Here is a 3,652-nt window from a genome sequence, read left to right as displayed (position 1 = left end):
GTGATCAGGGGGAAAATTGAGGTACTTTTTCCCTGAAAATTAGGTAGTTGACCACCTGAAAATCGGTAAAACCCTACACCCCACACCCCACACCCCACACCCTACCCCCAGGAAAAACTTTTTCAGCAGACCCTAATTAGAGCCGTCAGTCTTATCAGTTATCAGTTATCAGTTATCAGTGGGAGTGTTGGGTGAGCAGTGGGTGCTTTTTCCCTGAAAATTAGGTAGTTGACCACCTGAAAATCGATAAAACCCCACACCCTACACCCCACACCCCACACCCTGCCCCCAGGAAAAGCTGTTTGCCGCAAACCCTAGTTATACTTTTAGAACAGATTCAGATCCGTTAAAGCGCCGAGACTGCTAGAGGAGACTAACTTGGCGAATTTGCCGAGAATTCCCGTTTTATAGCGTGGGGGGCGCGGTTGCCAATGGTTACGACGACGGGTTAATTCTTCTTCCGATACATTTAAACTCAAGAGACGCTGACGAGCATCAATAGTGATTTGATCCCCCTCCTCTACTAGGGCAATTGTGCCACCCACCGCCGCTTCCGGAGCGACGTGACCGACCACCATGCCATAGGTTCCCCCGGAAAAACGACCATCGGTAATTAATCCCACGGAATCCCCTAAACCGGCGCCGATAATTGCCGAAGTGGGGGCTAACATTTCCCGCATACCCGGTCCGCCTACTGGTCCCTCGTAACGGACAACCACCACATCCCCGGCTTTAATTTTTCCGGCTAAAATTGCCTCTAAACAGGTTTCTTCCGACTCAAACACCCGCGCAGGCCCAGTGATGACCGGAGTTTTCACGCCGCTAATTTTGGCCACGGCCCCCTCTGTGGCCAGATTTCCTTTTAAAATGGCTAAATGACCCTCTTTATAGACAGGATTGCTAAAAGGACGGATAACATCTTGGCCTGAGGGCGGTTGGTCGGGAATATCGGCTAAAATCTCGGCGATAGTCTGACCGCTAATGGTGAGGGCATCCCCGTGGAGTAAACCATTAACCAGGAGAATTTTCATCACTTGTGGAATACCACCAGCTTTATGCAGATCTACGGTAACGTAACGCCCGGAGGGTTTAAGATCGCAGATAACCGGTACACGCTGCCGGATGGTTTCAAAATCATCGATCGATAATTCTACCCCGATGGTGCGGGAAATGGCTAAAAGGTGCAGCACAGCGTTAGTGGAACCTCCCACCGCCATAATTACCGAAATGGCGTTTTCAAAGGCTTTACGGGTCAAAATTTGGCTAGGGAGAATCTGTTTTCTAACCGCCTCGACCAAAACCTTGGCCGATTCTTCGGTACTATCGGCTTTTTCCTCATCTTCGGCGGCCATGGTTGAGGTATAGGGTAAACTCATCCCCATGGCTTCAAAAATGGAAGACATGGTATTAGCAGTAAACATTCCACCACAGGAACCGGCACCGGGGCAAGCGTTGCGTTCGATTCCGATGAGGTCTTCTTCACTGATTTTACCGGCGCTGTACTGTCCCACGGCTTCAAAGGAACTGACCACGGTTAAATCGCAATCTTTGTAGCGCCCCGGTTTAATCGTGCCACCATAGACGAAAATAGCGGGAATATTCATCCTGGCCATGGCAATCATTGCCCCCGGCATATTTTTGTCACAACCCCCGATAGCGAGGACTCCATCGAGACTTTGACCATTACAGACGGTTTCAATGGAATCGGCGATTACTTCCCTAGAAACGAGAGAATATTTCATCCCTTCTGTTCCCATGGAAATCCCGTCACTAATGGTGATAGTCCCGAAAAGTTGCGGCATTCCCCCCGCTAATCTGGTTCCTGCTTCGGCACGCATTGCTAAATCATTGATTCCCATGTTACAGGGGGTAATGGTGCTAAATCCGTTAGCGATGCCGATGATGGGTTTGCTAAAGTCCTCATCCCCAAAACCTACCGCTCTTAACATAGCCCGATTAGGACTGCGTTGGGTACCTTGGGTAACAATGCGACTTCTGTAGTTATCTGCCATAACTTTATCTTTCTCCAATGGCGGCTTATGTGTGCGATCGCTGCTCAAGTTCTCCAATCGCACCTTTATTTCTATTTTCTGACTTTTGGCCGCTCTGAGCAGGTTTTAGGACAGTCCATGTCTAAAGAAAATATAAAACTGCGGGATGATTCAGGGAACAGCCATCAGGAATCAGGAATCAGCAGTCAGACGAAATCCTGTTTAAAAAGTATGGGAGGGTGGCAAGCGCTAGAGTTGCAAAAGAACAAGCTTGAGCATTTGTAATAAAATTTCCCCTAATCAGTTTCAGTGCAGTACAGGTTATCGGCAAAAGCATCCATAATTAGGGTTTGCTGAATAAATGTGAAATGTAGGCAAGGTAGAGGTTTTGTGGCTTTTCTCGCGAAACAGGTGCAAGATTTTGAGAGAATCGTGCTTCAAAACCTTGCGTCTTCATCGGCCCGCGTCCTGTAGGGGCGATGAATTCGGGCAATAACCTATCGGTGAAACCAGAGATTTTCTATCCGAATGCTTCGCCCCTACTTTTGGCCGCAAACCCTAATTGGGGTTTGCTGAATAAATCAATTGGCTGCTGTGGGAAGCATGGCAGATGTAAAGGGTGCTAGGATTGCGCCTTGACAATATCACGGTTATTTAACCAGATATAATATAAGCTGTTCATCTGGGAAAGAAAAGGATTAATTTAGTAATACACCGAGTCATCAGAACGTTTGTAGAAATTGTAGGATGGCTTGATGCAAAATAGGGTTGGTAAACCATCAGCATCAATACAAAAGCAGATTGTCCCATTTTTTTGTAAATGGTAAGCTTCCGCAACGAAGGTTAGTTTGAAACCCGCATCCGTTGTTACCGTTAAAATTGTTGGTTCATTTTTGCTGAACAGTTCTTCATAAGATTTTTGTTCATACTCTTTACCAATCTTATCGACTTCTTGTCGGAGAATTTGATAATTACGAATGAGTGTCTGTCTTTGTTCCTTGCTTAAAGGAAATAAGTTAGCTAGTTTCATTGATTTCTCCTAATAAAAAAAACCAGAGTTCATCTAGCGGTAAATTCTTCATAGAAAAATGAGAAATATACTGCTGAATCTTACTAATTTTAATTGGGGGAAACCGTCTAAGTTCATCAGACCAATATTTCAATACTCCCACTTCTCCATAAACATATATTTGTGCCAGCCAAGATAAAAAATCTCTCAGGATAGCATCAGACATAAAATAAAATCCCCAATCTATTACATGATAGCGATCGCCGATATTATCTGGCAAATTCAAATTAACATCTGGACGTTTCTCAAATTCTGACAAGCTATATAGAGCATAATTAGACAAACCGCAATTAGAAAGATTTGCCGCCTCAGCTTCAGCCAGCCACGAATCTAGCTTTTGCCTAAAATGCTTTTCAATTCGCAAGATTTTTGAGGGAATTAATATGCAAAATTTAGCACTCATAGTTGACTTTTACCTAACCGTAAGAATAGGACACTTCAGTTATCAGTTATCAGTTATCAGTTATCAGTTATCAGTTATCAGTTATCAGTTATCAGTTATCAGTTATCAGTTATCAGTTATCAGTTATCAGTTATCAGTTATCAGTTATCAGTTATCTTGAAGCACCGAAGCAATTTTTGTGATATACTG

4 protein-coding genes are annotated in these 3,652 nt (G+C 44.5%); 1 reads left to right on the top strand and 3 read right to left on the bottom strand.

Features of this window, described 5'->3' with window-relative positions; all coding sequences use genetic code 11:
- Window positions 1–326: 326 nt before the first annotated feature.
- Window positions 327–2,012, bottom strand: a complete 1,686-nt coding sequence (ilvD, locus tag IM496_RS01900) for a dihydroxy-acid dehydratase (protein ID WP_287661072.1) — start codon at window positions 2,010–2,012, stop codon at window positions 327–329.
- A 117-nt stretch (window positions 2,013–2,129) separates the two neighbouring features.
- On the opposite strand from ilvD, the gene IM496_RS01895 reads away from it, so the two are divergent.
- Complete coding sequence (locus IM496_RS01895; RefSeq protein WP_194018311.1) at window positions 2,130–2,276, top strand: hypothetical protein; 147 nt, start codon at window positions 2,130–2,132, stop codon at window positions 2,274–2,276.
- Window positions 2,277–2,694: 418 nt separating this feature from the next.
- Here IM496_RS01895 and IM496_RS01890 read toward each other — a convergent pair whose 3' ends face one another.
- Together IM496_RS01890 and IM496_RS01885 are read right to left on the bottom strand one after the other, a co-directional pair.
- Complete coding sequence (locus IM496_RS01890; protein ID WP_194018312.1) at window positions 2,695–3,021, bottom strand: hypothetical protein; 327 nt, start codon at window positions 3,019–3,021, stop codon at window positions 2,695–2,697.
- Window positions 3,008–3,463, bottom strand: a complete 456-nt coding sequence (locus IM496_RS01885; protein ID WP_194018313.1) for a hypothetical protein — start codon at window positions 3,461–3,463, stop codon at window positions 3,008–3,010. Before IM496_RS01885 ends, IM496_RS01890 begins: the two co-directional genes overlap by 14 nt.
- Between the last annotated feature and the right edge of the window lie 189 nt (window positions 3,464–3,652).

Origin of the sequence: Microcystis sp. M049S2, assembly GCF_020245625.1 — a bacterium.
In the GTDB taxonomy this organism is placed as follows: Bacteria; Cyanobacteriota; Cyanobacteriia; order Cyanobacteriales; family Microcystaceae; genus Microcystis; species Microcystis ichthyoblabe_A.
This window is presented reverse-complemented; position numbering and strand designations above follow the sequence as displayed.